23 protein-coding genes are annotated in these 23,736 nt (G+C 48.8%); 13 read left to right on the forward strand and 10 right to left on the reverse strand.

Annotation, left to right across the window (positions count from 1 at the left end):
* Positions 1-238: 238 nt before the first annotated feature.
* Positions 239-877 (forward strand): lysophospholipid acyltransferase family protein, encoded by a 639-nt coding sequence (locus AC5JR3_RS19365; protein WP_495848197.1) that lies wholly within the window; start codon positions 239-241, stop codon positions 875-877.
* Between the two features lie 35 nt (positions 878-912).
* On the forward strand, positions 913-1,206 hold the full coding sequence (locus AC5JR3_RS19370) for a DUF2288 domain-containing protein (RefSeq protein ID WP_495848198.1): 294 nt from the start codon (positions 913-915) through the stop codon (positions 1,204-1,206).
* Positions 1,207-1,213: 7 nt separating this feature from the next.
* On the opposite strand, the gene AC5JR3_RS19375 is transcribed toward AC5JR3_RS19370, so the two are convergent.
* Complete coding sequence (locus tag AC5JR3_RS19375; RefSeq protein WP_495848260.1) at positions 1,214-1,825, reverse strand: YdcF family protein; 612 nt, start codon at positions 1,823-1,825, stop codon at positions 1,214-1,216.
* Between the two features lie 95 nt (positions 1,826-1,920).
* Between AC5JR3_RS19375 and AC5JR3_RS19380 the strand changes: the two genes are divergently transcribed.
* Entirely contained in the window at positions 1,921-2,055 is a 135-nt protein-coding gene (locus tag AC5JR3_RS19380) for a hypothetical protein (protein WP_495848199.1), read from the forward strand.
* A 496-nt stretch (positions 2,056-2,551) separates the two neighbouring features.
* Here the strand turns inward: AC5JR3_RS19380 and AC5JR3_RS19385 are convergent, their stop codons facing one another.
* Both AC5JR3_RS19385 and pgeF read right to left on the reverse strand, forming a co-directional pair.
* A complete protein-coding gene (locus AC5JR3_RS19385) occupies positions 2,552-3,697 on the reverse strand; it encodes a tocopherol cyclase family protein (RefSeq protein WP_495848200.1) in 1,146 nt (381 codons plus the stop codon).
* Entirely contained in the window at positions 3,697-4,491 is a 795-nt protein-coding gene (gene pgeF, locus AC5JR3_RS19390) for a peptidoglycan editing factor PgeF (RefSeq protein ID WP_495848201.1), read from the reverse strand. The genes AC5JR3_RS19385 and pgeF overlap by 1 nt, the downstream gene beginning before the upstream one ends.
* Before the next feature lie 130 nt (positions 4,492-4,621).
* On the opposite strand from pgeF, the gene AC5JR3_RS19395 reads away from it, so the two are divergent.
* Both AC5JR3_RS19395 and AC5JR3_RS19400 read left to right on the forward strand, forming a co-directional pair.
* Positions 4,622-5,485 carry a biotin--[acetyl-CoA-carboxylase] ligase gene (locus tag AC5JR3_RS19395; protein WP_495848202.1) on the forward strand — a complete coding sequence of 288 codons (864 nt, stop codon included), beginning with the start codon at positions 4,622-4,624 and terminating at the stop codon, positions 5,483-5,485.
* A gap of 103 nt (positions 5,486-5,588) precedes the next feature.
* Positions 5,589-7,085 (forward strand): M23 family metallopeptidase, encoded by a 1,497-nt coding sequence (locus AC5JR3_RS19400; protein WP_495848203.1) that lies wholly within the window; start codon positions 5,589-5,591, stop codon positions 7,083-7,085.
* A gap of 211 nt (positions 7,086-7,296) precedes the next feature.
* Here AC5JR3_RS19400 and AC5JR3_RS19405 read toward each other — a convergent pair whose 3' ends face one another.
* On the reverse strand, positions 7,297-7,992 hold the full coding sequence (locus AC5JR3_RS19405; protein WP_495848204.1) for a riboflavin synthase: 696 nt from the start codon (positions 7,990-7,992) through the stop codon (positions 7,297-7,299).
* Positions 7,993-8,295: 303 nt separating this feature from the next.
* Between AC5JR3_RS19405 and AC5JR3_RS19410 the strand changes: the two genes are divergently transcribed.
* The 3 genes from AC5JR3_RS19410 (at position 8,296) to AC5JR3_RS19420 (ending at position 10,669) form a co-directional block, all read left to right on the forward strand.
* On the forward strand, positions 8,296-8,799 hold the full coding sequence (locus AC5JR3_RS19410) for a bifunctional nuclease family protein (protein WP_495848261.1): 504 nt from the start codon (positions 8,296-8,298) through the stop codon (positions 8,797-8,799).
* Between the two features lie 94 nt (positions 8,800-8,893).
* Positions 8,894-10,024, forward strand: a complete 1,131-nt coding sequence (locus AC5JR3_RS19415; protein WP_495848205.1) for an aldo/keto reductase — start codon at positions 8,894-8,896, stop codon at positions 10,022-10,024.
* A 30-nt stretch (positions 10,025-10,054) separates the two neighbouring features.
* Positions 10,055-10,669: a hypothetical protein gene (locus AC5JR3_RS19420; protein WP_495848206.1), complete on the forward strand. Its 615-nt coding sequence runs from the start codon at positions 10,055-10,057 to the stop codon at positions 10,667-10,669.
* A 90-nt stretch (positions 10,670-10,759) separates the two neighbouring features.
* Here AC5JR3_RS19420 and AC5JR3_RS19425 read toward each other — a convergent pair whose 3' ends face one another.
* Positions 10,760-11,917: an extracellular solute-binding protein gene (locus AC5JR3_RS19425; protein WP_495848207.1), complete on the reverse strand. Its 1,158-nt coding sequence runs from the start codon at positions 11,915-11,917 to the stop codon at positions 10,760-10,762.
* A gap of 57 nt (positions 11,918-11,974) precedes the next feature.
* Positions 11,975-12,604 (reverse strand): phycobiliprotein lyase, encoded by a 630-nt coding sequence (locus AC5JR3_RS19430; RefSeq protein WP_495848208.1) that lies wholly within the window; start codon positions 12,602-12,604, stop codon positions 11,975-11,977.
* A gap of 562 nt (positions 12,605-13,166) precedes the next feature.
* Here AC5JR3_RS19430 and AC5JR3_RS19435 point away from each other — a divergent pair.
* A complete protein-coding gene (locus tag AC5JR3_RS19435; RefSeq protein ID WP_495848209.1) occupies positions 13,167-13,541 on the forward strand; it encodes a hypothetical protein in 375 nt (124 codons plus the stop codon).
* 92 nt (positions 13,542-13,633) lie between these two features.
* Here AC5JR3_RS19435 and cobT read toward each other — a convergent pair whose 3' ends face one another.
* The 4 genes from cobT to AC5JR3_RS19455 all read right to left on the reverse strand — a co-directional run bounded on the left by cobT (position 13,634) and on the right by AC5JR3_RS19455 (position 16,949).
* On the reverse strand, positions 13,634-14,737 hold the full coding sequence (cobT, locus tag AC5JR3_RS19440) for a nicotinate mononucleotide-dependent phosphoribosyltransferase CobT (protein ID WP_495848210.1): 1,104 nt from the start codon (positions 14,735-14,737) through the stop codon (positions 13,634-13,636).
* A gap of 5 nt (positions 14,738-14,742) precedes the next feature.
* Positions 14,743-15,522, reverse strand: a complete 780-nt coding sequence (locus AC5JR3_RS19445; RefSeq protein WP_495848211.1) for a DUF2232 domain-containing protein — start codon at positions 15,520-15,522, stop codon at positions 14,743-14,745.
* 33 nt (positions 15,523-15,555) lie between these two features.
* The gene (locus AC5JR3_RS19450; protein WP_495848212.1) at positions 15,556-16,116 is read right to left on the reverse strand and encodes a universal stress protein; all 561 of its coding nucleotides are present in this window, start codon (positions 16,114-16,116) and stop codon (positions 15,556-15,558) included.
* 128 nt (positions 16,117-16,244) lie between these two features.
* Positions 16,245-16,949 (reverse strand): Crp/Fnr family transcriptional regulator, encoded by a 705-nt coding sequence (locus AC5JR3_RS19455; protein WP_495848262.1) that lies wholly within the window; start codon positions 16,947-16,949, stop codon positions 16,245-16,247.
* 517 nt (positions 16,950-17,466) lie between these two features.
* Between AC5JR3_RS19455 and AC5JR3_RS19460 the strand changes: the two genes are divergently transcribed.
* The 4 genes from AC5JR3_RS19460 (at position 17,467) to AC5JR3_RS19475 (ending at position 23,272) form a co-directional block, all read left to right on the forward strand.
* Complete coding sequence (locus AC5JR3_RS19460; protein WP_495848213.1) at positions 17,467-17,610, forward strand: hypothetical protein; 144 nt, start codon at positions 17,467-17,469, stop codon at positions 17,608-17,610.
* Positions 17,611-17,727: 117 nt separating this feature from the next.
* The gene (locus tag AC5JR3_RS19465) at positions 17,728-20,511 is read left to right on the forward strand and encodes a hypothetical protein (protein ID WP_495848214.1); all 2,784 of its coding nucleotides are present in this window, start codon (positions 17,728-17,730) and stop codon (positions 20,509-20,511) included.
* Between the two features lie 127 nt (positions 20,512-20,638).
* A complete protein-coding gene (locus AC5JR3_RS19470; RefSeq protein ID WP_495848215.1) occupies positions 20,639-22,396 on the forward strand; it encodes a hypothetical protein in 1,758 nt (585 codons plus the stop codon).
* Between the two features lie 198 nt (positions 22,397-22,594).
* Complete coding sequence (locus AC5JR3_RS19475) at positions 22,595-23,272, forward strand: sugar transferase (RefSeq protein WP_495848216.1); 678 nt, start codon at positions 22,595-22,597, stop codon at positions 23,270-23,272.
* Positions 23,273-23,736: the final 464 nt, after the last annotated feature.

The following is a 23,736-nucleotide window of genomic DNA, read 5'->3' on the forward strand; positions in this document are numbered from 1 at the left end:
TCCACAGAGTTATAGCAAGGGAAGCAAAGCTTAGGACAAAAGAATTGTTTAGAAAAGGGGCTTCAGATCCTTGTTAACGCCCCTTCAAGTTAAGCTCCTGAGGTAGTAATATCTCCCAATTAGAAGAGCTTATGCAACTGTTTTCAGTTGGCTTTACTACCCCCTTAAGTAGTAGACCTGTTAGGAAATAACAGAAAAGTCCGCGATCGCTCTGAATAAACTTACTCTCAAGAATTACATGTCTAAAAACCGCGAACCCTTTGCCAGCTTAGTCCTGTACCGCCTGTTTAAATGGTCAGTGGTTAGTCCTGTCTTTCAGGGATACCTGCGCGGTCGCATCTATGGTGCCGAAAAGGTGCCCCAAGCAGGGCCACTGGTGGTGGTAAGTAATCATGCAAGTGACTTTGACCCGCCAATTCTTTCCTGCTGTATGAGAAGACCTGTGGCATACATGGCAAAGGAAGAGTTGTTTCGCGTCCCACTTCTAAAGCAAGGAATTGAGCTGTACGGTGCCTATCCCGTCAAGCGGGGATCAGCCGACCGCAGTGCGATTCGTGCTGCCCTCAATTGTTTATCAGAAGGATGGGCAATCGGCTTGTTCTTGCAGGGAACCCGCACACCAGACGCCCGGATTACTGAACCCAAATTAGGGGCAATGATGATTGCCGCCAAAGCACAAGTGCCGATATTGCCCGTCAGTCTGTGGGGGACGGAGGCAATTTTAAAAAAAGGTTCACCAATACCCCGTCCAGTGCCAGTCACCGTGAGGATTGGAGATATAATTGCGCCCCCTAGTTCGACAAAACGTGGGGAATTGGAAGCCGTAACTCAACAATGTACGGAGGCAATTCATACACTGCACGATCTAGGACGCTAGAATAAGCACTCCCGTCAACGCTTAGTAATATCAAAATGAAGGATTTAAGAGCTGAATTAGCAGAAAATTTAGATGAAGCCGAATTAGATTGGTTGAAACCCCATATCCAGAGGGATGTGGTTGTTGTAGTGGATCAAAATTTAGATTTGCTTGATGTCGGAGTGGCACTCGCTAGCGATGATGCGTTATCTGTCCAGCATTGGATTAGCGAACAACTAATCCAAAAGCCTTCTGTAGAGCAGATCGTTAAGTGGAATAATGACCAAAGTAAGCGCTTTCAAGCCCTGATAGTACAGCCCTACGTCCTAGTGCAAGAACCCTCTGTCTAGACGACGGCTACTTAAGCTTCGCAGCGATTTGAGCGAGGGTGGCACCTGTATGACCTGTTGTCACCCAAAGAACAGCTCTTGCTCCATCTCTTAGGGCTTTTTCAATTGGTTCTGGCGATCGCCCCGAAGCCACCGGGAGAGGCTTGATCACAATTTTCCGACTCCCTAAGACGATCTCTCCAATCACGCGAGCGCGTCGCATGTGATCATCTGAGGTGACTAAGTAGACACTATCTATCCCCGCCGCTTCTAAGTCATCAACTAGGGTGGTGAAGTTTGTCACCGTATCTACAGCCCGATAATCCAAGTGAAGGCGATGGGGATCAATGCCGTGCTTGGTAAATACCCGTTTGGCATAGCCTTCTGGGCTGCCAGAAGACACCCAGACTCGTAGTTGTGGGTTGCGCCGCGCCAACTTTGCCGCAAAATGTTCTCGCTCTTCCGCACCCCCTAATACCAACACCGCTTCCGGCTGGACAAAATGGCTCTGAATCGGCTTATAACCTAACCAGATCGAAACCACCATCAAGGGCATGAACCAGGTAAATAATCGGGTTTTTGACGACCGAGGCGGGGAAAATAAATTGCGTTGCTTGCCAGAAGAAATCCTCAAGATCATGGGAACTGTCACGCCCGTTTAATCACTACATTGATGATTTATCGCATTTCCTCAATAGTCATTAGCCCTTGGTTATGAATCAGAGAACCAGTGACGTGAGTAATCTGTGCAGATTTACATATAGTGCGATCGCTCCTGCTGAAATATGGCGATCGCCTACCAACCTACCCGTCTATGGATACGGGGAATCGGCTCTGAGAAGGGAAAAAAAATTAACTTCAGCCGCATAATAAAACTTTTCTGACCCTTACGCTCTATTTCAGGGCAAATTTAAGGAAATTTTTCTCTAATAGAGCGAACTCCCACCAAAAGCTGCCAGAAAAGTCTATCGGTCAAGCCTTTAACAGCCGCAACCAATAACTTGCCTGAAATTTAGCTAAAGAACGGGACTGGCCGGATTTGAACCGGCGACCTAGCGCTTCAGATTTGTGTGAGTTTCCCCACTCTCTGGACTATACCTTCACCATTGGCAGCAATGCCGTTAGGTGGTGGCCGTCTAGTCTCTCGACCTTCCGAATTTCAGGAATATAGATCTTGCTTAACATCTTTATCCCTGATGATTCGGCTTGGTTCGGTATTGCCTTGGAGTGTTAGTAGTCTCACTCTTTAGGGTTCACCGAATTTGACCACATTCACACATGAAGTTTCCTCCACGGTGCCCAATTAACTCAGGAGGCGCTTGCTCTATCCATCTGAGCCACAGCCCCACGGCAGTACGATTTAATTCTAAACCATACCCGTTGCTTGAATGACACGGCGAATCAAAGAGTAGTCGGCACTGGATATCCAAGGCTCCTCCCAAGGGCTACCTCCCGTTTCCAACCCACAAACCGAGCTGTTGGCTTTCAAGATGGTTCGGGGTTGTCTCCTGCGTCTGTCTCTAAGCTCCAACGTTAGCTGACCGTGCATGGTATCGCGGCAGAAAAAGCGTAAACCGTCCTCCGTTGGTGCCCGCAGGAGTGTTCCAGGTTTATTAGTTTTCCCCGTTAAGGTAACGTCATACTGCTCATTGCGGGCTTGCATTTGCCAGCTTCCCCAAGGCTCAATCTGCCAATAAACTTGAGAGTTCCAGGGGACAAATTCATAAAACTCTCCTTGATAGTGAATCGCCACTAAGGCAGCGGCTTCTTGCCACCACAGCACTTCCCGACTGCCACCGCCAGCCGTCAAAGCTAGGTCAGTGGCATCGGTAAAGCTATTGCAGTTGAGCCAAAACCATTTTTTAGGAAATGCACGACCCCAGTTTTTCTCACCATAAGCTGGGGCGTCTGTAAACTCGTAACGCTTACCATTCCAGTCAATCCAGCCTGTCGCTAATCCATGGGCCATCAAGATTTGCCAGCCGGGTTCAAAAATTTGCAACGAAGATAGCCAGCCTGCGGTGGACTGCTGTGGCTTGCCCGCATCTCCCCAGCCGTAAATCGGCTTAATTTCGTACTGCCAGCGACAGTATGAGCCATCTCCGGGATTTTGGATGAAGCCTTGATTGAGGGTTGCTGTTGCCTGATAGCCCTCTTGAACGTGGCGCTCAAACTCAACGGGGTTGAGATAAGTGGGTTTTACAGCTAAATCTGTTTTTCCCCAATGCCCTAACGCCAAAACTCCCTGGGATGCCCAAAATTTACTAACGTCTGGAAAAGTACGCCATACATAGCCATCGTCAGCGCCCAGGACTTGTGCCGCGCCGCCGCTATGGGGTTTCCCTCCAATGGGGTCGTCCATGGAATACATAAACGCGAAGGTTTGCCCAGAATCAGGCAAGGTAACGCGGTAGTACCAACCTTCAAAGAAGCGATCGCTACTACCCTCCCAGTGATAGCCACGGTGAGGTGTTTGGGTTAAGTAGAGAGGAGTTGTGGAAATACTAGCCATTAATCTGATTTCTTACTTACTATTCCTGACCACTGAACTTTTTTGAGATGATCGCGACGATAAGAGAAGAAATAGTCGGGTTCGGAGTAGGTACATTGAGGTGCGATCGCTACTTGCTGATCGCTGATCCCCAGTTGCTCAAGCTGCAAGGCATTCACCCGCCGCACATCTAAACGCACTCGTCCCGGTTTGGGGTCATCAAGGATGGGTGAATTTTGCAGTTGCTGCAAGGCGTAGAGAATTTCCTCTGGAGAATCGGAATCGATAAGGCTGGCTCCAACTTCCGCCGCAACGGTATTTGAAACCTGATAGACTTCTCCCGCGATCGCTGGCCCCATGGCAATTAGCAAGTTCTCTAACTCGCTACCCGAATCAATCATCCGCGCGATCGCTTCCGGGACAATCCGCGTCGCCGTTCCCCGCCAACCTGCGTGAACCGCCGCCACCTGTCCCGTTTGAGTATCGGCAATCAGTACCGGAGTACAGTCGGCACTACAAACCCACACCGCTTGATTTATTTGTTCAGTAACAATGCCATCGGCAGGCGATCGCTCCATTACTTCCGCGTCCTGCTGTACCGCCTCTACCTGCTCAATTTCAGTCGGTGTTAGCACAGTATTACCGTGTACCTGTTTGACTCGATAAACCGCAGCACCCGGCTGGAGAACATCAACTAATTCTGTAGGAAGGCGCGGCGAAAACTGCTGGGTAAAAAAGCCGTGCGACCAGGATTTTAAGAGGCTACAGGTTAGGTAGGGTAATCCTTCCCAAGTGTGCCAGTGCCAGGTATGCATAAAATGATTTTGCTGAAATTTAGTCAAATTCGCTTGATATCGAGGCAAAAACTCCCCTGAGGGCAAATAAACTTAATCGCAAGGGTTGAATCTATGCTAACTTAAGCAACAATTGATTTGACCTGCTGTCGTGGTCTTTCATCAGCAACAGTTTGCCGCCGCCTTCACCTCAACAGCCCTTTTCAAAGCACTGCCTCCACTGCCTGAGGTGAAAATTTTTGAGACCCTGCCCTCCACAAATCAAACCCTTTGGCAACTTCTCGACCAAGGTGCAACAACGGAAATTGTGATTGCAGAACAACAAACAGCCGGACGAGGTCAGTGGGGACGCCAGTGGCAGTCCAGTTTGGGTGGACTCTACCTTTCAGCCGCCTTCTTTCCCAACATTCCTGCCGCTAACAGTACCCCACTAACCCTCTGTAGTGCCTGGGGAATTGCCACAGCCTTAAGAGTTTACGGCATTCCAGCTTTCCTCAAGTGGCCCAACGACTTACTTTTAGATGGGCGCAAACTTGGTGGCATTCTCACCGAAACCCGCATTGCTTCCGGGCAAATTACCAAAGCTGTGATCGGCATCGGCATCAATTGGGACAATTCCGTCCCTGAAACTGGCATTACTCTGAAATCTTGGATGGAATTAAACAGTCTGTCTGGGGAGAGAGACGAAGAAACAAAGAGAAAAAACTTCCCCTCTCTCCATCTCCCCCTCTCCCCATCTCCTCCAATAACCTCCCTAGAAACCCTAGCCGCCATTACCTTACAGGGGTTGTTGTTTGGCTACCAACGCTGGTCAGAAGCCGGAATTGAAGCCTTGCTGCCGTCTTACCTGGAACTTCTGAGTCATCAGGGATGTCCCGTTGTCGTGAACGGGCAATCGGGTGTTGTAGTCGGTGTTACATCGACAGGCGAGTTGCAAGTTCGTCTAAACTCAGCAACTACTCCTTCGGAAATATGCCTCAAGCCCGGTACAATCAGTCTGGGTTACGGTCGCTGATTCTTCTAACTCCAGGGTAAAAGCATGTTGGTTTCTAAGACTGTAAGCGGCTGTCTGACGTTGACAATACTTTATGCAGTGAGTGATGAGAAGTGAGTCGGAAATGACCAAAGATAAGCAGGTTTACACACTTTTAAGCGTCTTCTATCGGCATCCTCGGCTGATCCAAGGACTGAGTTTAGTGGGCAGTCTCGGCTTTTTAAGTGGCAGTCTGGTGATGGCACAAAGTGACTCACCTATAGATGTGATTGTCCCCGCTATCCCAGAAGCTCCACCTCCCCCAGCACCAGCACCTGCCGTGCAAGCTCCACCGCCTCCAGCACCAGCACCTGTAGTGCAAGCTCCACCTCCCCCAGCACCAGCACCTAGGGCGGTACCAAAACTTGCTCCCCCTGCGCCAGTCGCCCCGGTTCGTCGTAAACCCGCGCCCGTCGTGCAGGCTCCACCTCCTCGGGCACCAAAACCCGCTCCGGCATCGGCTCTCCGCAAACCTGCCCCATCCGTTTCAACCCCTGCGCCAACGGCAGCCTCAGCCCCGAAGAAACCAACGCTGAGTGCTCCCAACATATCAGTACCTTCTGATGCGATCGCTAGACCTCCTCAGGTCATTCTCAGCCCCACTTTCCCGCAAGAGAATGCCAGTACCCCAGGAAATGCCAGCAGTGCCTATATCGACCGTACAGATTATAGTGTGGGGACAACTCGCAGGAACCAAAGCCCCGCTTCAGTAGTGTTGAGCGATCGCGCGACAGGGTGCAAAACAGTTTCCCAAAATGGTCGGCTCACCAGTGCAGTCTGTGGCGTCACTGTACCCACTCGTTCAGTCGCCCGGTCTAATCAAGGCACAGCTATCCTCCGACAACAAACCGCTAGCATTGCTCAACCGATAATCAACTCTGGGCGTTCTCTATCAACATCAACACCGCAATTCGTCAGACCTCCCGTTAGACAAAGATCTGTTGCGGCTGTGCCCCGCGTCAACCGGAGATTTACCTCAGTTGGTTCTGTTGGCATCCAACAAACTGCCCGACGCACGACACGAGCACTATTCCAGACGGTGCAGCCGCCCAAAGATTCCATCTTATACAATGCCATTCGTCGCCCTCAGGCATTGCCTGGTAATGGTCAGACAAGTCTGATCTTCCCGTTGTCCATTCCCGCTTCGATCACCTCAGTTTTTGGCTGGCGGGTGCATCCAATTAGTGGGAATCGCCGCTTCCACTACGGTACAGATATCGGAGCAGCAATGGGAACACCTGTTTTAGCCGCTTATGAGGGTGAAGTCGCAGTGGCGGATTTCCAAGGTGGCTATGGCTTGATGGTCGTTCTCCGCCACGAAGACGGTACGCAAGAATCTCGTTATGCCCACCTATCAGAAGTCTATGTTCAACCCGGTGAGTGGATAGAACAAGGAACCGTCATTGGTCGTGTCGGCAGTACGGGTAATTCTACTGGCCCTCACCTCCACTTTGAATGGCGACACCAGACCTCAGATGGTTGGATTGCCGTTGATGCTACTAATCATCTTGACTATTCCCTAGCTGAGTTTGTAAAAAGTTTGCAAACCGCCCAGGCAAATTCTCGCGTTGGAGGCGTTTAGGAAAGTGTGAAGGATGAAGTATGAAGGATGAAAAGAGGGCTGAGGGCTGAGTCGGTGAGTCGGGAGCACCGAGAGCAGGGGGATGAGGAGATAGGGGACAGGGGTGCAGGGGAGATAAGGGGCAGAGGGGAGCAGAGGATAACTACACTCACCCTTCATCCTTCATCCTTCACCCTTCATACTTCACCCTTCATACTTCATACTTCATACTTCATAGATAACCGTGTTCTGCTAGGAAAGTGGGGGAAATTTCTTCTCCGGCATAGGTAGCGGCTGTTGGGCGATGACCGAGGAGTTTATCGACGTACTTGCCTAAAATATCGCTTTCAATGTTCACCCAACTGCCGATTTGGAGATGGGAGAGGTTGGTCTGGACATAGGAATGGGGAATGACGGCGGCTTTAAACCAGTTTCCTTGAGGGTCGCAATCTGCCACAGTTAGGCTAACGCCGTTGACGGCAATGCTACCTTTGGTAACTAAGTAGCGGGCAATTTGGCGTTGCCACACCTCCCCTAATGCGGGAGGGGCAGCAAAACACATTTCCCAAGAATTAGGTGTTTGTACGGTTTCCTGCAAGCAGCCAATGCCATCAACATGACCTGTAACGAAATGTCCACCGAGTTTGCTACCCACTCGTACTGAGGTTTCTAAATTGACATAGGCAGCGGAATGATGTTGTTGCCCTAAGGTTGTTCGATTCAGAGTTTCGTCGCTAGCCGTGGCAATGAAGCCGTCGGGTAAAATTTCTTCAACGGTCAGACAAACCCCATCGACGGCAATACTGTCGCCAATGGCAAGATCTTGTAAGATTACCTGCGAGGTGGCGTTGATGCCGCAGGCTAGCTCAAAGCGATCGCCTCCTAGCGGTTGAATGGTTCCTAAGGTTTGAATTAATCCTGTAAACACGGGCTTATGGGTGAACTAGTTAGCTTAAGTGGGTTTTGTAATGACCGGGATCAGCTCCAGCACAGTCTTGTGATTTTTTCGTGAAGTCGAGGCACAATCATTCGGAGACTGGGGCATACTGAGATAGTGCAGCCTTGCTGAACCCAGTTGAATCAGGTATGCAAGCACTGGTTTTACGGTTGACCGATGAAGTGAGGAAAAATAGAAATAGAGTCAGTGTTTCCGGTCTCAATCCATCCAGTACCAGTTTACCGCTTCACAAAGAGTGTCCCCGATGCCGACCGTATTCAAGAGGTCAAGCTGATGATTGAAATGAAAGTTGCTGGAATTGCCTTAGATGCTGTTACACGCAGCCCGATTGTGCTACTCAAAGATGCTTTAGAGCGACGTGCGCTTCCCATCTATATTGGGCAAGACCAAGCCAAAGCTATCATCAGTGCGATCGAAAAACAGGCACCTCCTCGACCCCTGACCCATGATCTAATTGTTAATGTCCTTGAAGGATGGAATATGTCCTTAGAGCGCATCATCATTCATGCACTCCAGGACAATACCTTCTATGCCATCCTCTGTGTACGTCAGGGAGAAGCCAAGAAGGAAATCGACGCTCGTCCTAGCGATGCGATCGCGATCGCGCTGCGGACAGGCAGCCCAATTTGGGTGATGGAAGAAGTGATTGCTGATGCGTCCATTCCCGTCGATCGCGATGCGGATGAAGAAGAACGTCGCGCTTTCCGAGACTTCGTTTCAAACCTGCGCCCAGAAGATTTCACTCAGCGCAAAGGTTTCAAAACCGGAGAAGCCTAATCCAAGTCTGTACATCACATCGCGTTCTTCACACAGCTACTTTAGTCTTGATCATTGGTTTTTTGTACTAGTGACTACGGACAAATAATTACTAATGCGTTATCGGCGGTTTGGCAAAACCAACTTACACCTTTCAGTGTTTTCGCTGGGAACGATGCGCTGCTTGGCTTCCCTCACCAACGCCCAACAAACTATCCAACAGGCAGTAAATTTTGGAATTAATCATCTAGAAACTGCCAGAGGCTACGGTAAGAGCGAGCATTACCTAGGACAAATCCTTAAATCGGGTTTATCCGTGCCACGGGAGCAACTGCACATCACGACCAAACTGCCGCCGACGCCTGATGCTGGCTTAATGCATCAATGGATCGATGAATCCCTAGAGCGCCTGCAACTGGACTATTTAGATTGTTTAGCGATTCATGGCATTAATACTTGGGAACATTTGGCGTGGGTTGAATCTTCTACAGGCTGTATGCCAGCCATCAAAGCGGCTGTAGCCGCAGGAAAAGTGCGCCATGTGGGATTCTCTACCCACGCACCGCTAGAAGTGATTCTGGCGTCAATTGAGACAGATTTGTTTGAATTTATTAATCTTCACTACTATTACTTTTTTCAACGCCATGCAGCGGCAGTGGACTTAGCCCACCAAAAGGATATGGGGGTGTTCATTATCTCCCCGGCTGATAAGGGAGGACGCCTCTACACCCCACCCGCGAAGCTGAAACAACTATGTGATCCTGTCTCGCCGCTGACCCTAAATTACCGATTTTTACTGCAAAACCCTAGCATTACCACCCTCAGTGTTGGTGCTGCTAACCCTACCGAACTGGAGGAACCCCTAGCTGTTGCCGATCAGGATACGCCGTTGAGTGCTGTAGAATTGGACGCGATCGCGCAGCTAGAAACTCAACTCAAAGACGCCCTAAAAACTGACTTGTGCAGTCAGTGCTACGCCTGTCTCCCTTGTCCAGAAACGATCAATATTCCCGAAATCCTGCGACTCCGTAACTTAGCCGTTGCCTACGACATGACCGAATTTGGGGAATACCGCTATCAAATGTTTGAAAATGCGGGTCATTGGTTCCCTGGCAATAAAGGCGATCGCTGTAACAGTTGCGGTGATTGCCTACCCCGTTGTCCCGAACAGCTAGATATCCCAGCGTTGCTAGCTGATACACACCAACGTCTGAATGGCCCTCCCCGGCGGCGACTGTGGGGATAGGAACTCTCATTGTTTGAGGCAGTCACTATAGTGAAGAAAGACTCCTTAAGCCAAGAACGAGCAGCAATGAAGGTTAAATTTTTACTCCGCCACCTTCGACACATACCGTTTTACCTCATACCGATTGCTGCTTGTCTATTACCCCTGACTTCGGCAGCGTCAGCCCAAAGCGTAGCCGTTCCACCCCCTTCGGATGCCCCTTTAGAAGCCGAATTGTTAGGGGCAGATGTCTCCTTGGCTGAGCGCAATGTCATCACTGCCAATACAATTTCTCAAACTGGCGTTACAGAGCCTAGTCTCTGGTGGGCAAAAGAACAGTTTGCCGGAAAAATGGTACTCAACTGGCTTGCTTACCCAGACGAAGGTCGGGTAGATGTCATCGTTAATCGACAATATTGGAGCATTCTCGACTATATCGGACGCTATAGCTTTATCAACAAATTTGGCACGACAGCAAGAGACTATGGCTACAACATCAGAGTGTTTGATGATCAGCAGGTAAGAACACCTAACGAGCCAGTAGAACCCATTGCCACCTACACCTGTAATTTCAGCACTGAGCCGCTAAAGTGTTCAATTGAGGTGCAATCCTTGATTGAGGGCTTGCAGGTGAACAGAGGAGCGGCTACAGCGAGACGGCTTTAAATTATGCTATGCCTCGCTACGCTGATACCTTACCTGCGGCACTACTCTGGGTTAAGTGACAGGGGATGGGATTATTAGCCGCATCAATCGCTAAACTCTAACTTCTCGCCACAGAGACAGGTACTCCTCCTGCACTTCCTTGGGTAGGGGAAGCAAGAACTCGCTTCTATCGAGGATTTCCTCGTCTGGTAGGAGTAACGGATTGCTTTGGATATCCTTCGGTAGGTTAGCGGGCTTCATCCCGTTAATGATGGGTGAGGTACCTTCGCTAAATAGGGTGATTTCGATGGCGGGTTCGGGTTGCCAGCAAAAGTTAATCCACTGCTTTACTAGATCTGAGTTGGGATTGGCATTGGATTTCGGTTGTACCCACAAGTCTGCCCACAATGCGGTTCCCGATCGCGGAACGACTACCTCAATTTGAGGATCGTGCGATCGCAAGGATAGTAAATCTGTAGACCATCCCACTGCTAACCAGGTATCACCTAACATCAAAGGTTGCAGGTACTTGTCGGAACTATAAAGTCTGGCTTGTTGATGTAGAGCCAGCAATTCTTTTTCTAGGTTATTTACCTGGGCTAAATCCAGCGTATTGTAGGAGTGCCCTAGTTTTTTTAAGGTTAGTCCGATTGTTTCTCGCGGCGAGCTTAAGAGTGAAATACGATCTTTTAATTCTGGACGCCATAAGTCACTCCAATCCGTGGGTGTCCAGCCCAGCTCCTGGAACTTGTCCCGGCGATAGGCAATGACGGTACTACCCCAGCGATACGGTGCCCCCCAGACAGCTCCAGATTTATCCACTTCCCCTTGCGAGTTTCGCTCAACTAACAGTTTCCAGCGATTGGGAAGTTGCTGCCACCCAGACAGTTCAGCGATGTCTAGCGGTTGAATCAATTCCTGCTGAATTGCCTGTGCTAGCCAAAAGTCACCGATTGTCACCAAATTAGCCACGGCTGGCGGCTGGCGTCTAGCAAAGGAAAAGGGGGAGGATGAGGGAGTATCGCTATTCGTCGCCTGCTTTTTCCAAGCTTGCAGACGATTGAATAACTCCTTGAGTTGCTCTTCAGGGTCAAAACTGAGGCGGCTAGGTTGCTGCAATTCCCTACGAAATTCTCCCGTTAGCTGGGCGGGAATGGAATCTTTTAACAGCCGCACTTTTAAATCTGCGGAACTGCCACGGCTACAGCCTGCTGTGAGCTGTGACAGTGCCAGCCCTCCGGCACTCACTAAAAACGATCGTCGATCCATACTTTCCTTATCACCGACTAGAGACAATTCTATCCTTCGCTTCTACTCCCTCGTCCCTCAATCCTGTCGTCGCTCTACACCAAAGCCAACTAAGTCAATGACGGTGGGGGTAACGTTTTCTTCTGGGCGTTGGTAGGTAATGATGGTGCGAAGTCGCATATCTGGTGCGACAAAGCGCATTTGATCGACAGCGACAGAACGACGGTAGTAGGTTGTCATCTCTAGGGTTTGCCGACTGGGAAGGTAGGTAAAGCGACTAGCGATCGCCCCGGCTTCAGAGTAGCCCTGATCCCGCCAGTAAAAGCCCTGAACGACTTCCTCGGCTTCAGGAACAATCGCCCCTGCGGGTAAAGGCGGCATCTCCATTTCGGTATCAATACTGACATATTGATCGGGAACAAAGAGTGCCTTCAAACTCATGGACACTTCTTCGCCCGTTTCGGAAACCGTGTCAAAGGCGATCGCAAATCCCGGACATGTCCCTTCAACTGTCGCTTTTGCCATATCTACTTTTATTTCCCCAAATTGAGACAAGGACAAAATCTGCTGTTTCTCGTCATTTCTTAGGGTTTCTACTCTAAATTCTGTATAAGAGCGTTCTATCTCACCTTGAAGAACGGAATGATAAGTTCTTTCCGTTTTCCATAAACCTGTACAAGCTGTAAAAAATTCCTGAAATTTAAGCATGTTTTTTTAGATTGACCTCAATCTATAGGTAGAAAATTAAGATTTACTTGTTTGAAGCAAGAAGCAGGAATTTTGTTTTCCTTTATACCAATAATCTCTAGCAGATTTATATCGAGTTGAAGATTGACACAAAAGGAAATTTTCGCTACTAATGACACATTGTGGATTAATCTTTCTTAATTAAATATTATCGCTATTTATTGCTGTTTCTCTGGCTATATAAGCGCTTTGCGCGATTTTCCTTATAAAAATACAGACAAATAAACTAAGTACATTTACCCAAAGCGTGAGTGCTCAATTCACATTTACTGAGAAACATAAAGATATTCCGCGATTAAGTGGGGATCAGTCAATTTTTAGTAAACGAAAGATAGAATCAGAACAGCAAATGCTGACTTATGCTATTCAAATTCGCTTGCCTAAGAACTTTAGGAGAATTATTTAAAAGGCTTATAAATAGTCAAGCAACACTTAAATGATTCAAAACTAGGCGTAGTTTCTCAATAAGTTGCATAGCATGAGAAAAGCACATATAAAGCACATATAGGGACAAGGCAATCGCATGGATGCACTTCAACAACAAATCACAACGTTGAACCATAAAGTAGACGCTTTATATCAAATCATTGAGCAACTGAGCCACAAAATTCCAGAATCGTTGTCTGACTTTCGGCAGATGTCAGTTCAGGTAGGCTCTCCTTCCTCACTAAGCGATCGCTGTTTCCCCTCCTACTCAAGCAGTCGGATTAACTCCGCAATGACACATAAAGATGTATTGGTTGATAGTAATTGCATAGAAAGCAATTCCGCTCACAATACCAACAGCACGATCACTCCAGACATTCAAATACAACGGTTGACAGCCCAACTCACAGCCGCCTACAACCGCATTGCTGCTCTCGAAGAACAGCTACTATCCCAACGCATTCATTCTTAAGCTAACTCGTCAAGGTAGAACAGATTTACGGCTCGCCTTGATCAGTAAATATCAAGCCTTACTAGCTCACCGAAGTTTTCCTTTCAGCCCAGTTAATGGTTTTGGCTGTATCGCTCTACCACTGCTTCAATCACTTGCAGAAGTTTTCTTTGATCCCAGCCGGTTGTTAAGTGAGCAGCGATCGCACAACCTCCAGCCCCAACACCTTCTTTGACATATCCCGCTTCGTAGGACTGAAGCTGAGGATAGCGAGACTGGGCAAAACTTAGCGATGTTGCGATTAGCGCCACCGAGCCTACAGCTTGTGCTAAACCGACTGTATCTCCAGTTGGGTCTTCCGCGACCCAGCGGGTTGTGCCTACGACGATTTCTTGGGGTTGCCATGCTAGGTGGTGATGCCGAGCCACTGCTGCTATCAGGGCATAGGTAGCTAGCATTTGCGTGCCTCCTGCTAGTAAGACCCCACAACTCCGACTCGCAGCGATCGCCATCCCTGCCGCCACAATTTGCATGGGATCGCCGACAGCAGCGACGAGCTTGAGGGGATCGAAAGCCGTTTGACCTTCTAACCCAGCCTGACGCAACCCGGCTTGCACAATCTCCCACTTCTGAGCATGATTGCAGGTGGGATGAGAGCTATTAACTTTGCCTGTTGCGGCAATTCCTAAGCCTGTAAGCACACCAAGAGCGGTTGTCGTTCCCCCGACAACACACTCACTAATAATTACATAGCGATCGCCAACCACCGTCGCCAGGGTCTGCCCCCACTGCAAGCCTTGCTCAAACAGATGTTTAACGATGGTTAGGGGTAAGGCAGCACCCGTGCTCAGGCAATCTGCCGGAACACCCCCCAAGTTAATGGCGGGAACAGCAGGGGGATGGGGTAAACCCGCATTGAATAAATAAAGAGGAATACTCAAGGCTTCGACGACAGCACGAGAAATCAGTACGGGTGAGGCTCCAGCCGTCAGTGGGGGTAAGGGATACTGGGGGGCAATTGTCGGCCCATTGTAGAGAAATTCCGCATCCGCGATCGCTGTATACCTGCGGTCATCCGGCGTTGCTCCAGCGGCTGAGATCCCAGGGATCAGCCCCGTTGCTGTAAATCCCAACACGCAAGCCAAAACAGGAGAGCGTCCGCGATAGCGCCGCAACCATTGATCACCCTGTGACGCCTGCGTATAAACCCGAATCATCTTAATTATTCGTAATCCAGCAAGACCTGCACCCAGTTCGGTGGTCGTGGGATCGGATTGCCCAAACGATCGAGCATCAACAGTGCCACGAGATGAACCACAAATAGATAAACAATTTGGTTGATGATAATAGAGATGATCGCGATCGCCTGCACCAAGGGCAGACTCGGCTGTGCCAGCAACCCTAGCCTGACAAACCCCCACTCCAATAATTGGGTAATCTGGGTCATTACATAAACCCAGAGGTCTTCACCCAACAGCAACGACAGCAGCCAAAACCGGAAAAAGAAGCCAATCGTCCCTAAAATTGACCCCACCCCAATCGACCACAACCAGCCGACATGACGTTTCCACATCACCCCTAACTGGACACCCATCAAACCATAGGGAATCACAAACAAGATACTGCGGGTCGGGCCCATTAGCACCGAAAGCAGTAACCCCGACACCAACGCTGCCATCCAGGAGGCGCGATTTCCTCGCCGCAAATAAACCAGCGCAATCGGGATGGGGAAAAACATCCGCCACACTGGCCCTAAAGGAAAGTAATAATTAATCAGCCAAATCAAGCTGGCAGTACTGGCAAGAAATGCCGTTTCCACCATCACGATGGGGTCAGTTGTCAGTCCCGTCTTCGGTAACGCCTTCAAACCCTGGTTAGGCTCCAAGTCCTGCCCTACTTCATTGCCACTTTGGGATTGGGTTACCGATTTTGAAGGCTTACCGTTGGGTGCTTCATCATCAGCATTCTGATTAAGGTGGGCGTCATCAAAGGAATCGCTCATGCAAATTTACTAAACTCTTGACCGATCTCCACTTTAACCCTCCGTCTGAGGGTGTGACGGATTAACTACTACCGAGGAAAGGTCAGAGGGTGTGTTTACAGGTGCTTCTTTCTCTACCTCCTGTATCACCAAGACTGAACAAGGAGCGTGGTGCATAACATGATTACTCACACTTCCCAGCACCGCCTCTGGTAGCCCCGTCCGACCTCGACGCCCTACCACAATCAGATCGGCTCCCCACTGCTGGGCAACTTCACACAGTACCACCCCCGCCTCACCAACTTTGTAATCTGCTGTTGTTGGCACTCCTTGATTCTTGGCTTCCTCAGAGTGGCGCTTGAGTAAATCCTTTGCCTCCTCAATGCGCTCCTCAATCAGGAGGTGTTGGGTGGGATAGTTAAAATTCATCGCCTCGGGATAGGTACCTGTCGGCATCGACATTGGCGTTGTTGATTGCCCAATCACTTCGTGGGTGAGGCAATGCAGCAACCGCAAGCTAGCGCGATTTAATTGCGCCAATTCCAGTGCTTGAGCAAAGACAAACTCAGACAATGGCGATCGCTCGACGGCAACAAGAATTCTCTGAAAGGCCATAGTTGATAGGAGATTGGGGAAAAAAGATCAAGTTATGTACAACTTTGATTAGCGCCGCTCCCTCGTAGCCCAGGATGAAGGATGAAATTAACCATTAGCCATACCCAGTGCTATTAACAACTGACTAATTACGCAATAATTCTCTCCAAGGCTTGTAAATCGGGAATACAAAGAATATCGTGATCGCGCTTAATTAGCGCTTTCTTCTCCAGCTTAGTCAATACCCTGGTGACTGTCTCCCGTGCCAAGCCACTGAGGCTACTGAGTTCTCGATGGGGCAGGTTGGGAATCTCTGTTCCCTGCTGTCGGGTTTTGCCTTGACTCTCGGCGAGAAATAACAATGTATCTGCGACTCGCGACACACTGTCTGACTCTCGTAAACGCAAGCGACGATTGACTTGCCGCAGGCGTTTTGCCATTAGCTGTGCCAAACGAACACCAGCCAGAGGTTCGGAATGAATTAACTGGACAAAATCTTGTGCTGGAACACTTCCAATAGTGGTTGGCGTCAAGGTAATGACATCTGTAGAACGAGGCACTTCATCCAAGGCTGCCATTTCACCAAAGAGTTCTCCCTTACCCAAAATATTGAGCGTTACCTCTTTGCCATCGAGATTGTATGTACGAATCTTTGCCCAACCCTCCAAGATAAAGTACACGGAGCCACCCCAGTCATTTTCCAGGAGAATGACCCGATTAGCTGGATGACCACGGGTGACGACATGAGCTGTGGCTTTCTCCACACTGCCTTCGGGCAAGCCCGTGAAGAAAGGAGCTGAGCAAATCAACTCGTTAACGTGATTCATTTCTTGTGGGCTGTAGCGGTCTTCCATAGAGCCAAGGCACATTGTAAACGTCGTGGACAAAATAATCAGTAGTCCACTGTTTGAGGCAGGCGACGATGATGAAGCGCGATCGCCAAAGCATCAGAAGACGCTTGGCTAACGTGACTGTTGTAGTTTGTTTACCTGCTTTCTACTTTGTTACTCAATTAAGAGTGAACAAGGACAATACGCTCTCGTTGAAGTCCCAACAAGCCCTAGGCTGTTTAGAGCCTTCGCTTGGTGCGGCGGACACATTAGAGCACCATTGACAAATCCCAAATGCCTGAAGATTTTACTTCGTTGCCTGCCGACAATGGCAACGACATTGCACAAAACGTCACAAGGACACCGCTAATCAGGCAAAAGTCGGTTCAAAACAACAGTCAAAGCAGTATGCACCTCGTTATTATGCGCTATATAGAGGAGTCTTTTAAAACTCCTCTATATAGATTCCCTATTCTCCCGTCTTGACAGATGAGAGGGAGGAATGCGTTTATGATGGTGAAAATCTTACCAGTCAGAATCGATGCTTGGTAGTTCTGCTGGTGGGGATTTGGTAGCTGGCAAGGGATTTTTTCCCGCCATAGTGAGCGCTCAAGGCAGTTCGCACTCACTGATGAGCAAATCTGATGGGGTTACGTTGCGATCGCGCATTAACATTAGTAGCTAGCGGTAGCGAGCTACTTGCTCCTCAACTTGACCTCACCCTTGAAATGAGGATACCTAGTCTCTCGCATCAAGCGGCGATATCACCTCGCCACGCTCGTTCTTGCATTTGGGTTCCACCGTGACTTCTCAGAAGGATATTCAAGACCTCATTGCTGATATTGACCGCATTTTGCCCAATGCCGGTTCTCATCTTCCCTGGTATAAGCCAGGAGATAGCGCGGCTTTGCGTCAAGTTCTCGAACGAGTGCGGAGCTATCTCGTTGTCCAGCAAAAAAAGGCGGCTTCGGAGCCATTACCCGCCGCCAACACCGTTCCGTCGGAGCTAAATCAACCGATTGGGCAATCCGTCTCTCAAGCCGTTGATATTCTGCGCTCAGAATTACTCCAACCCTTACAAGCCGATGTTGCCATCCTGCGTCAACAGCGAGAGTCCCTCTTAGCAGAAATACGGCAACTCGAAGCGACTCGGCAACAAAATCAAGCGCCTCGCGAACAAACAGCAGATCAACAGCAATTGCTCGCTGAATTTTCTCAAGCGTTGATGGAGCGATGGCAAGACAGCTTTAACCAACGTCTGAACACTCCATCTTCCTTACCTACCCAACCCCAACACCTAGAGCAACTGAGTCAAGTCCCCAACCAGTTTGATCAATTAATCCTTACCCTGGACGAAAATCAACGCATCATCTTCGAGACGTTCCAGCGCAATCTTCAAAGCTATCAGGAGTCCCTAGCCCAAGGACTAGAAAACATGCATAACCTGGGCGGGCGCACAGAGATGATGTTTACCGTGCTGGTTAATCGCCTAATACAACAACTGGGGAAAGAAACTTCAACTCTGGAATCCTTGCCAAAGAATGCAGATGACGTTTTAGACCGCAGCCAAACGATGCCGCCAGTTGGCTCAGAACCCTTCCCACCTTTGGAGTTAAGCCTAAATACTCTGGCGAAACCGAGTGTAGCCAAACCATCACAGTTCCCCTTTGCGGGTATGGAGATGACCTCAACAGGTACGGCTCCTAACACCCCCTCAGAAGAGGAAGACCAGAACCAAGACACTCCTCCTCTGAATGAGGACAGCGATCGCCAGGAAACACTACCAGATGCTGAGGCAATGGACGCGTTAATCCAGATAGACCTGGATGAGTCTCAATCCCTATTTCCCGAAACTGAGGGCGTCCTGGTGCCGGAGTTGTCAAATAGGCAGGAACTTGAAGCGTGGCTCAGTCAACTAGAAAGTTCCCCCTCTGGCGTAGAAGGGAGGGAACGCCTTCCAGAGGAAATTGACGAGTTGTACGAAAGTCTCTTTGGAACTAATGCGGTTAGCCCACCATTACCGTTAGATGAGCCTGACTTAGTAGGTGCCGAGGCGGAAGAGGCGATCGCATCACAGACGGCACCTGAAATCGATCCGGCGGCTCAACAGCCACCGCTGAGTCAACCCGTCAATTCCCTTTCAACTCAGATGAAGGACGCCTTGTTTGATGGGATATCAGACCCGGCAAATTTAACTCCAGAAACGCCGTTGCCTTTGGAGCAGTCAACTGGTTCTTGGGAAGAGATTTTGTTTTCTCCAAATTCGCCGCCAATAGGATTTCTAGATGCTGATTTACCGGATAAGGCGACCACAACTGACAGGGTGGATGCGGTAGATGTATCGCTACCTAACGTTGATGTCCTGCCTGATCCAGAAGGTACGGAAGATTCCGAGCGGAGCGAAAAAATCAATGCTCTGACAGATTTATTTGAAGAAATGGGGATCGAGGCAGACAATTCCCCAAATTCTCCTGACCAATTTTCAGGATTTTCAAGCTGGGGTGAATCAACAGTGAGCGCCACAGAAGAAAATTATGACCCTGCCTCCCCTAATGAAGATTTGTTGAGCAGCGATCGCGCATCGCGCGAACAAAATCGAGACTTACGGCTAGATCAAACAACACTCCAGCAATTAAGCGAAGACCTCCACCGCTTTGAAGGTTTAGGACTACCGCAACCGTCAACATTGGAGAACCCTCTAACGGAGAGAACACCAACCGCCGATACAGAAGCGTTTGAGAGGAATCCTCCCGAATCCACCGCCGGACTCAACCCAGGTAACCAAACCTTCCCTGATCCAACTGAGGTTCTGGCAGAAGATGGAGAGTATCAGCTCGACACAACATCAGGGGAAGAAACCTCTTCCCTGAAAGCAGAAGAATCAGATTTCGACCCTGGTTTATTTCCCACTGAAGAACTCACCTTAGATGAGGTAACGCTGCTCAACGGGGAGGAAACATCGCCAGAGTCATCGGATACTCAAGACACATTGCCACCACCAGAAGCGTTTGATATCGATCCAGAATTTTCTTCCTCAGAAGCCGTGACAGAGGCGGGAGAAGCAAAGGATCAACAAGGCTATCAGGAGCCAGAGGCTGAAGCGGAAATTTCCCCAAACACAGTCTGGGAGGAAGCCCCTAACTTAGGAACAGAGGAAGTAACACCGTCAGCCAATTTAGCTTTAACTCCGGATTTATTTCCAGAAGCTTTTGATTGGGATCAACAAGACGAGATTGCTGATGAGATGTTCATGGGTTGGGTAGATCATGAATCGACCGCCATAACCTCTGAAGAAGCAATCTCGATAGTGGAGTCTGAGGCAGATTTCTCCTTGGAAATCGCTCAGGTAACGGAAGAAATCTCTGAGGATAATCAAGACACAATTCCACCGCCGGAAGAGATGGACTCGGAAGCCTCCGCTAGTGCTGAACTAAATGTTGAGCCAGAAAGCGAAACCACTTCGGAGGTAGAATCCGGCAGTGGGACTCAAGATCAGCCAACAGAGTCGCCGCAAAATAATTTTGAGCGATCGCAATCAGACGCTGTAAATCCCGAACAACTGGAAAATCAAGAAAAAACCGAGTAGACTCTCAGAGCGAAAAGTCCACTTTTGAATTTTATTTTCTCGTGCCACCAGTAGACAAAACCTCAACAACCGCGATCACCTTTGATGCCCAAAGCCCATTGCCTTTTCCCTCAAAGCAACCAGACCTATGAGTAATGATTGGTATCTAGGGATTGACTTCGGGACAACGGGGATGTCTGCTGTCCTCTTAAACGAAGCGATCGCCCAGTTATATCCCCTGTCTTGGTCATCGGTGAGCCAAGAAGGGGAGGAGTCTAGCTTCCGGTTACCTGCGGTCATTTGTGTTGAACCCAGCACCGAACCCCAATCTGAGACACGGTTGAGTGTCGCTGGCTTAAGTTCGACTCTGCCAAATAACCACAGTAAGGTCTTTCTGCAACACTTCAAGCCTTACTTAAATCTCGCCATTCCCTACTACTCGTCCCAACAGCAGCGCTGGGAACCCACTGTACAGCTTGATTCTGGGCGTTTGGTTTCACTTTATTGGGTACAGCGAAGTTTACAAACCTTATTGGCGACGCTGTCACCAGCAAGTGAGGACTTTAATCGCTCGGTGCAGGTATCAGCAAGCGGTTTATCTGCTACCGCCCTAGTAGAAGCCTTGGGCAAGCTCAAAGGCGTCATTCTGGGCTACCCGGCAGCGTGGAGCGAGACTTATCGCTTCAATGTCAGAGAAGCGGTTTTAGGAGCCAAGCTGGTTAAGCATCCGGAGCAAATTTTTTTCCTAGAGGATACGATCGCCACAGTTCTAGCTGGTTTACCTAGTCCTCGCCATGGGGACGAACAACACCCCACACCGTTTGCCCTTCACAATGGCGGTACGGTGGTGATTAATATCGGGACAACCACAACTGAACTGGCGCTAGGTAATCTCCCACAGAATTACACTAATTTAACCCATAGTGATTTTTGCGTCCGTACTTGCCCCTACGCTGGTATGGCGATAGAACAAGATATTGTCTACCAGTTGCTCGTTCCTCAACTGTCAGAGGAGCAACGCCAGTCCCTGTCTCTGTTGTTACCCACTCCAGTAGAGCCAGATGCCGAAATGCGCGATCGCCTTGCGGTATTATTGCAGCGCTCGGCTCTCGGTCAAACTCTACTAAAAACGGCGGGGTACATCAAGCAGATTCTGCAACATCGCCAGGAATTTAGCTTTGAATTTGGCATCGACTGCTGTACTGTAAGCCGCCAAGCTCTGGAAGACAAAGTTATTCAACCTTTTTTGACCCGGCTCAATGCTGAAATTAATCAGTTATTGGTGCAGACGGGCATCTCAGAACAAGGAATTTATCAAGTAATTTGTAGCGGGGGTACGGCTACCTTAATTGCCCAGTCCAAGTGGCTCCAGCAAAAATTCCCCAACGCTACGCTGATTCAGGATATTGGTTCACCCACTAGCTGTGTTGTTGCGGCTGGGTTAGCGACTTTAGCGCTCTATCCCCAAGTGCTGAACCACTCCCAGCAGCAGTATAGTGACTTTTTCCTGCTGTTGGAGCTTATAGGTGCTTTCACTAATCCAGAGTCAGAGCAACGCGCCTATAGTGTCAAGGAGATTATGCAACGGCTCGAACATCGAGGAGTAAATACCCGCGCCTGTCGCGATCGCTTGCTGGCATTTCTCAATGGTCAACTACCGTCTGGTTTGGTACCCTCAACAGCTCAGATGAACTGGCTAGCAGAGGAATCTCGCGAGAACCAAGATTATGAAGCGATCGCTGCTCCCTTGTTTGAGCTAGTTGAGAATCAGTCCTATCACGCCAATGTAGAACAATGCCAACGCCTGCGCCAATACTTCCAAGCGATTCTGTTGGGGACGAGTCAAAAACTAGACGAACCTCTAGCTATCGAGTTGAACATGACCACAGTGAAGGCAAAAGTGTAACGAATTCGTAATACTTCCTCTCAGTTATCTCCGTAAAAATACATAAGCTTTAAAAAAGAACGAAGAAATATAAAGATTATGTAAAGTGAACTCATTGTTATACCAGTCCTGTTAAAGAAGCCCATATATTGACAAACAGATTGCCTACCGACCGACCTGTCGATAACTGAATTGTTAACTGTGATTAGCACATCTAAAATGCCAGCTTTATCGATTGATGCACCTGTTTTAGTTAGTTCTGTTGAGATATCGGCTCTTCAGCAACAGGTACATCCTTCTGTCACCAACAGAATTAAGCGCGTCATAGATATTTGTGGAGCTTTAGTTGGCTTGATGATTACCGTCATCATCGCGCTACCAATCGCGATCGCGATGCAAATCGACAGCCCAGGGCCAATTTTCTACAGCCAAATGCGCTGTGGTGTGAACGGGAATCCTTTCCGGATCTGGAAGTTTCGCTCCATGGTTGTTAACGCTGACCAACTGAAGCACCTAGTAGAAAACAAAGCCAGCGGTCACATCTTTAAAAATGAAAATGACCCCCGCGTCACCAGTATTGGTCGCTTTCTGCGTCGTACAAGCTTAGACGAATTCCCCCAGTTTTGGAATGTCCTGAAAGGAGAAATGAGCTTAGTAGGAACCCGACCTCCTACTTTAGACGAAGTTAATCGCTACGAAAGTCACCACCACAAGCGTCTTTTCGTTAAGCCTGGAATCACTGGAGAATGGCAAGCCAACGGTCGCTCAACAGTGAAAAACTTTGAAGATATCGTCTGTATGGATTTAGACTACCAAGTGAAATGGTCTATTTCCTACGACTTGGCACTGATTTTAAAAACTATTCTGGCAGTTGTAAAGACACGCGGCGCGTGTTAACCAGTCTTCTCAAGGCTGTATCCTGTCCGCCCTGCACAATAAAATGTAACTCCCACTCCATATAAACTAGTTTCAATAAAATCGACCGTTGATACTGAGTTTATAGCTATAAAGCGTGACGAATCCTTCGCCTGATTCAGAGTAGTTGACTGAGAACGTGCCACCAGCTGAGATACACAAAAGTAAAAACCATACAAAGTCCCGCAAATGTTTGAGGGATTTTTTTGATGGGGAGATGGGAGAGGAGAGGACTAGGAGTTGTAAGTTACCGTATATCTAAAACCCATGACTCAATTGATGGCACAGGATTAGAAGTTAGAGACAAAAGATGCAGAACATATTTACCATTTATCTCTGACTTAATAAAAGAACCAAGCCTACAAGTTAAAGGTGGAATAGCTTAGAGGCAAATTGAGGAAGAAACAAGTACTTTTGTTGTGCCAACACCTGAGTTATAAACTATG

The sequence above is a fragment of the Kastovskya adunca genome, assembly GCF_059505785.1.

Excerpts from the sequence above, each read along its gene's own strand:
- AC5JR3_RS19365 (WP_495848197.1), top strand. The coding sequence starts at position 239 with ATGTCTAAAAACCGCGAACCCTTTGCCAGCTTAGTCCTGTACCGCCTG.
- AC5JR3_RS19370 (WP_495848198.1), top strand. The coding sequence starts at position 913 with ATGAAGGATTTAAGAGCTGAATTAGCAGAAAATTTAGATGAAGCCGAA.
- AC5JR3_RS19375 (WP_495848260.1), bottom strand. The coding sequence starts at position 1,825 with ATGATCTTGAGGATTTCTTCTGGCAAGCAACGCAATTTATTTTCCCCG.
- AC5JR3_RS19385 (WP_495848200.1), bottom strand. The coding sequence starts at position 3,697 with ATGGCTAGTATTTCCACAACTCCTCTCTACTTAACCCAAACACCTCAC.
- pgeF (WP_495848201.1), bottom strand. The coding sequence starts at position 4,491 with ATGCATACCTGGCACTGGCACACTTGGGAAGGATTACCCTACCTAACC.
- AC5JR3_RS19400 (WP_495848203.1), top strand. The coding sequence starts at position 5,589 with ATGACCAAAGATAAGCAGGTTTACACACTTTTAAGCGTCTTCTATCGG.
- AC5JR3_RS19410 (WP_495848261.1), top strand. The coding sequence starts at position 8,296 with ATGATTGAAATGAAAGTTGCTGGAATTGCCTTAGATGCTGTTACACGC.
- AC5JR3_RS19415 (WP_495848205.1), top strand. The coding sequence starts at position 8,894 with ATGCGTTATCGGCGGTTTGGCAAAACCAACTTACACCTTTCAGTGTTT.
- AC5JR3_RS19425 (WP_495848207.1), bottom strand. The coding sequence starts at position 11,917 with ATGGATCGACGATCGTTTTTAGTGAGTGCCGGAGGGCTGGCACTGTCA.
- AC5JR3_RS19430 (WP_495848208.1), bottom strand. The coding sequence starts at position 12,604 with ATGCTTAAATTTCAGGAATTTTTTACAGCTTGTACAGGTTTATGGAAA.
- AC5JR3_RS19435 (WP_495848209.1), top strand. The coding sequence starts at position 13,167 with ATGGATGCACTTCAACAACAAATCACAACGTTGAACCATAAAGTAGAC.
- cobT (WP_495848210.1), bottom strand. The coding sequence starts at position 14,737 with ATGATTCGGGTTTATACGCAGGCGTCACAGGGTGATCAATGGTTGCGG.
- AC5JR3_RS19445 (WP_495848211.1), bottom strand. The coding sequence starts at position 15,522 with ATGAGCGATTCCTTTGATGACGCCCACCTTAATCAGAATGCTGATGAT.
- AC5JR3_RS19450 (WP_495848212.1), bottom strand. The coding sequence starts at position 16,116 with ATGGCCTTTCAGAGAATTCTTGTTGCCGTCGAGCGATCGCCATTGTCT.
- AC5JR3_RS19455 (WP_495848262.1), bottom strand. The coding sequence starts at position 16,949 with ATGGAAGACCGCTACAGCCCACAAGAAATGAATCACGTTAACGAGTTG.
- AC5JR3_RS19460 (WP_495848213.1), top strand. The coding sequence starts at position 17,467 with ATGCTTGGTAGTTCTGCTGGTGGGGATTTGGTAGCTGGCAAGGGATTT.
- AC5JR3_RS19470 (WP_495848215.1), top strand. The coding sequence starts at position 20,639 with ATGAGTAATGATTGGTATCTAGGGATTGACTTCGGGACAACGGGGATG.
- AC5JR3_RS19475 (WP_495848216.1), top strand. The coding sequence starts at position 22,595 with ATGCCAGCTTTATCGATTGATGCACCTGTTTTAGTTAGTTCTGTTGAG.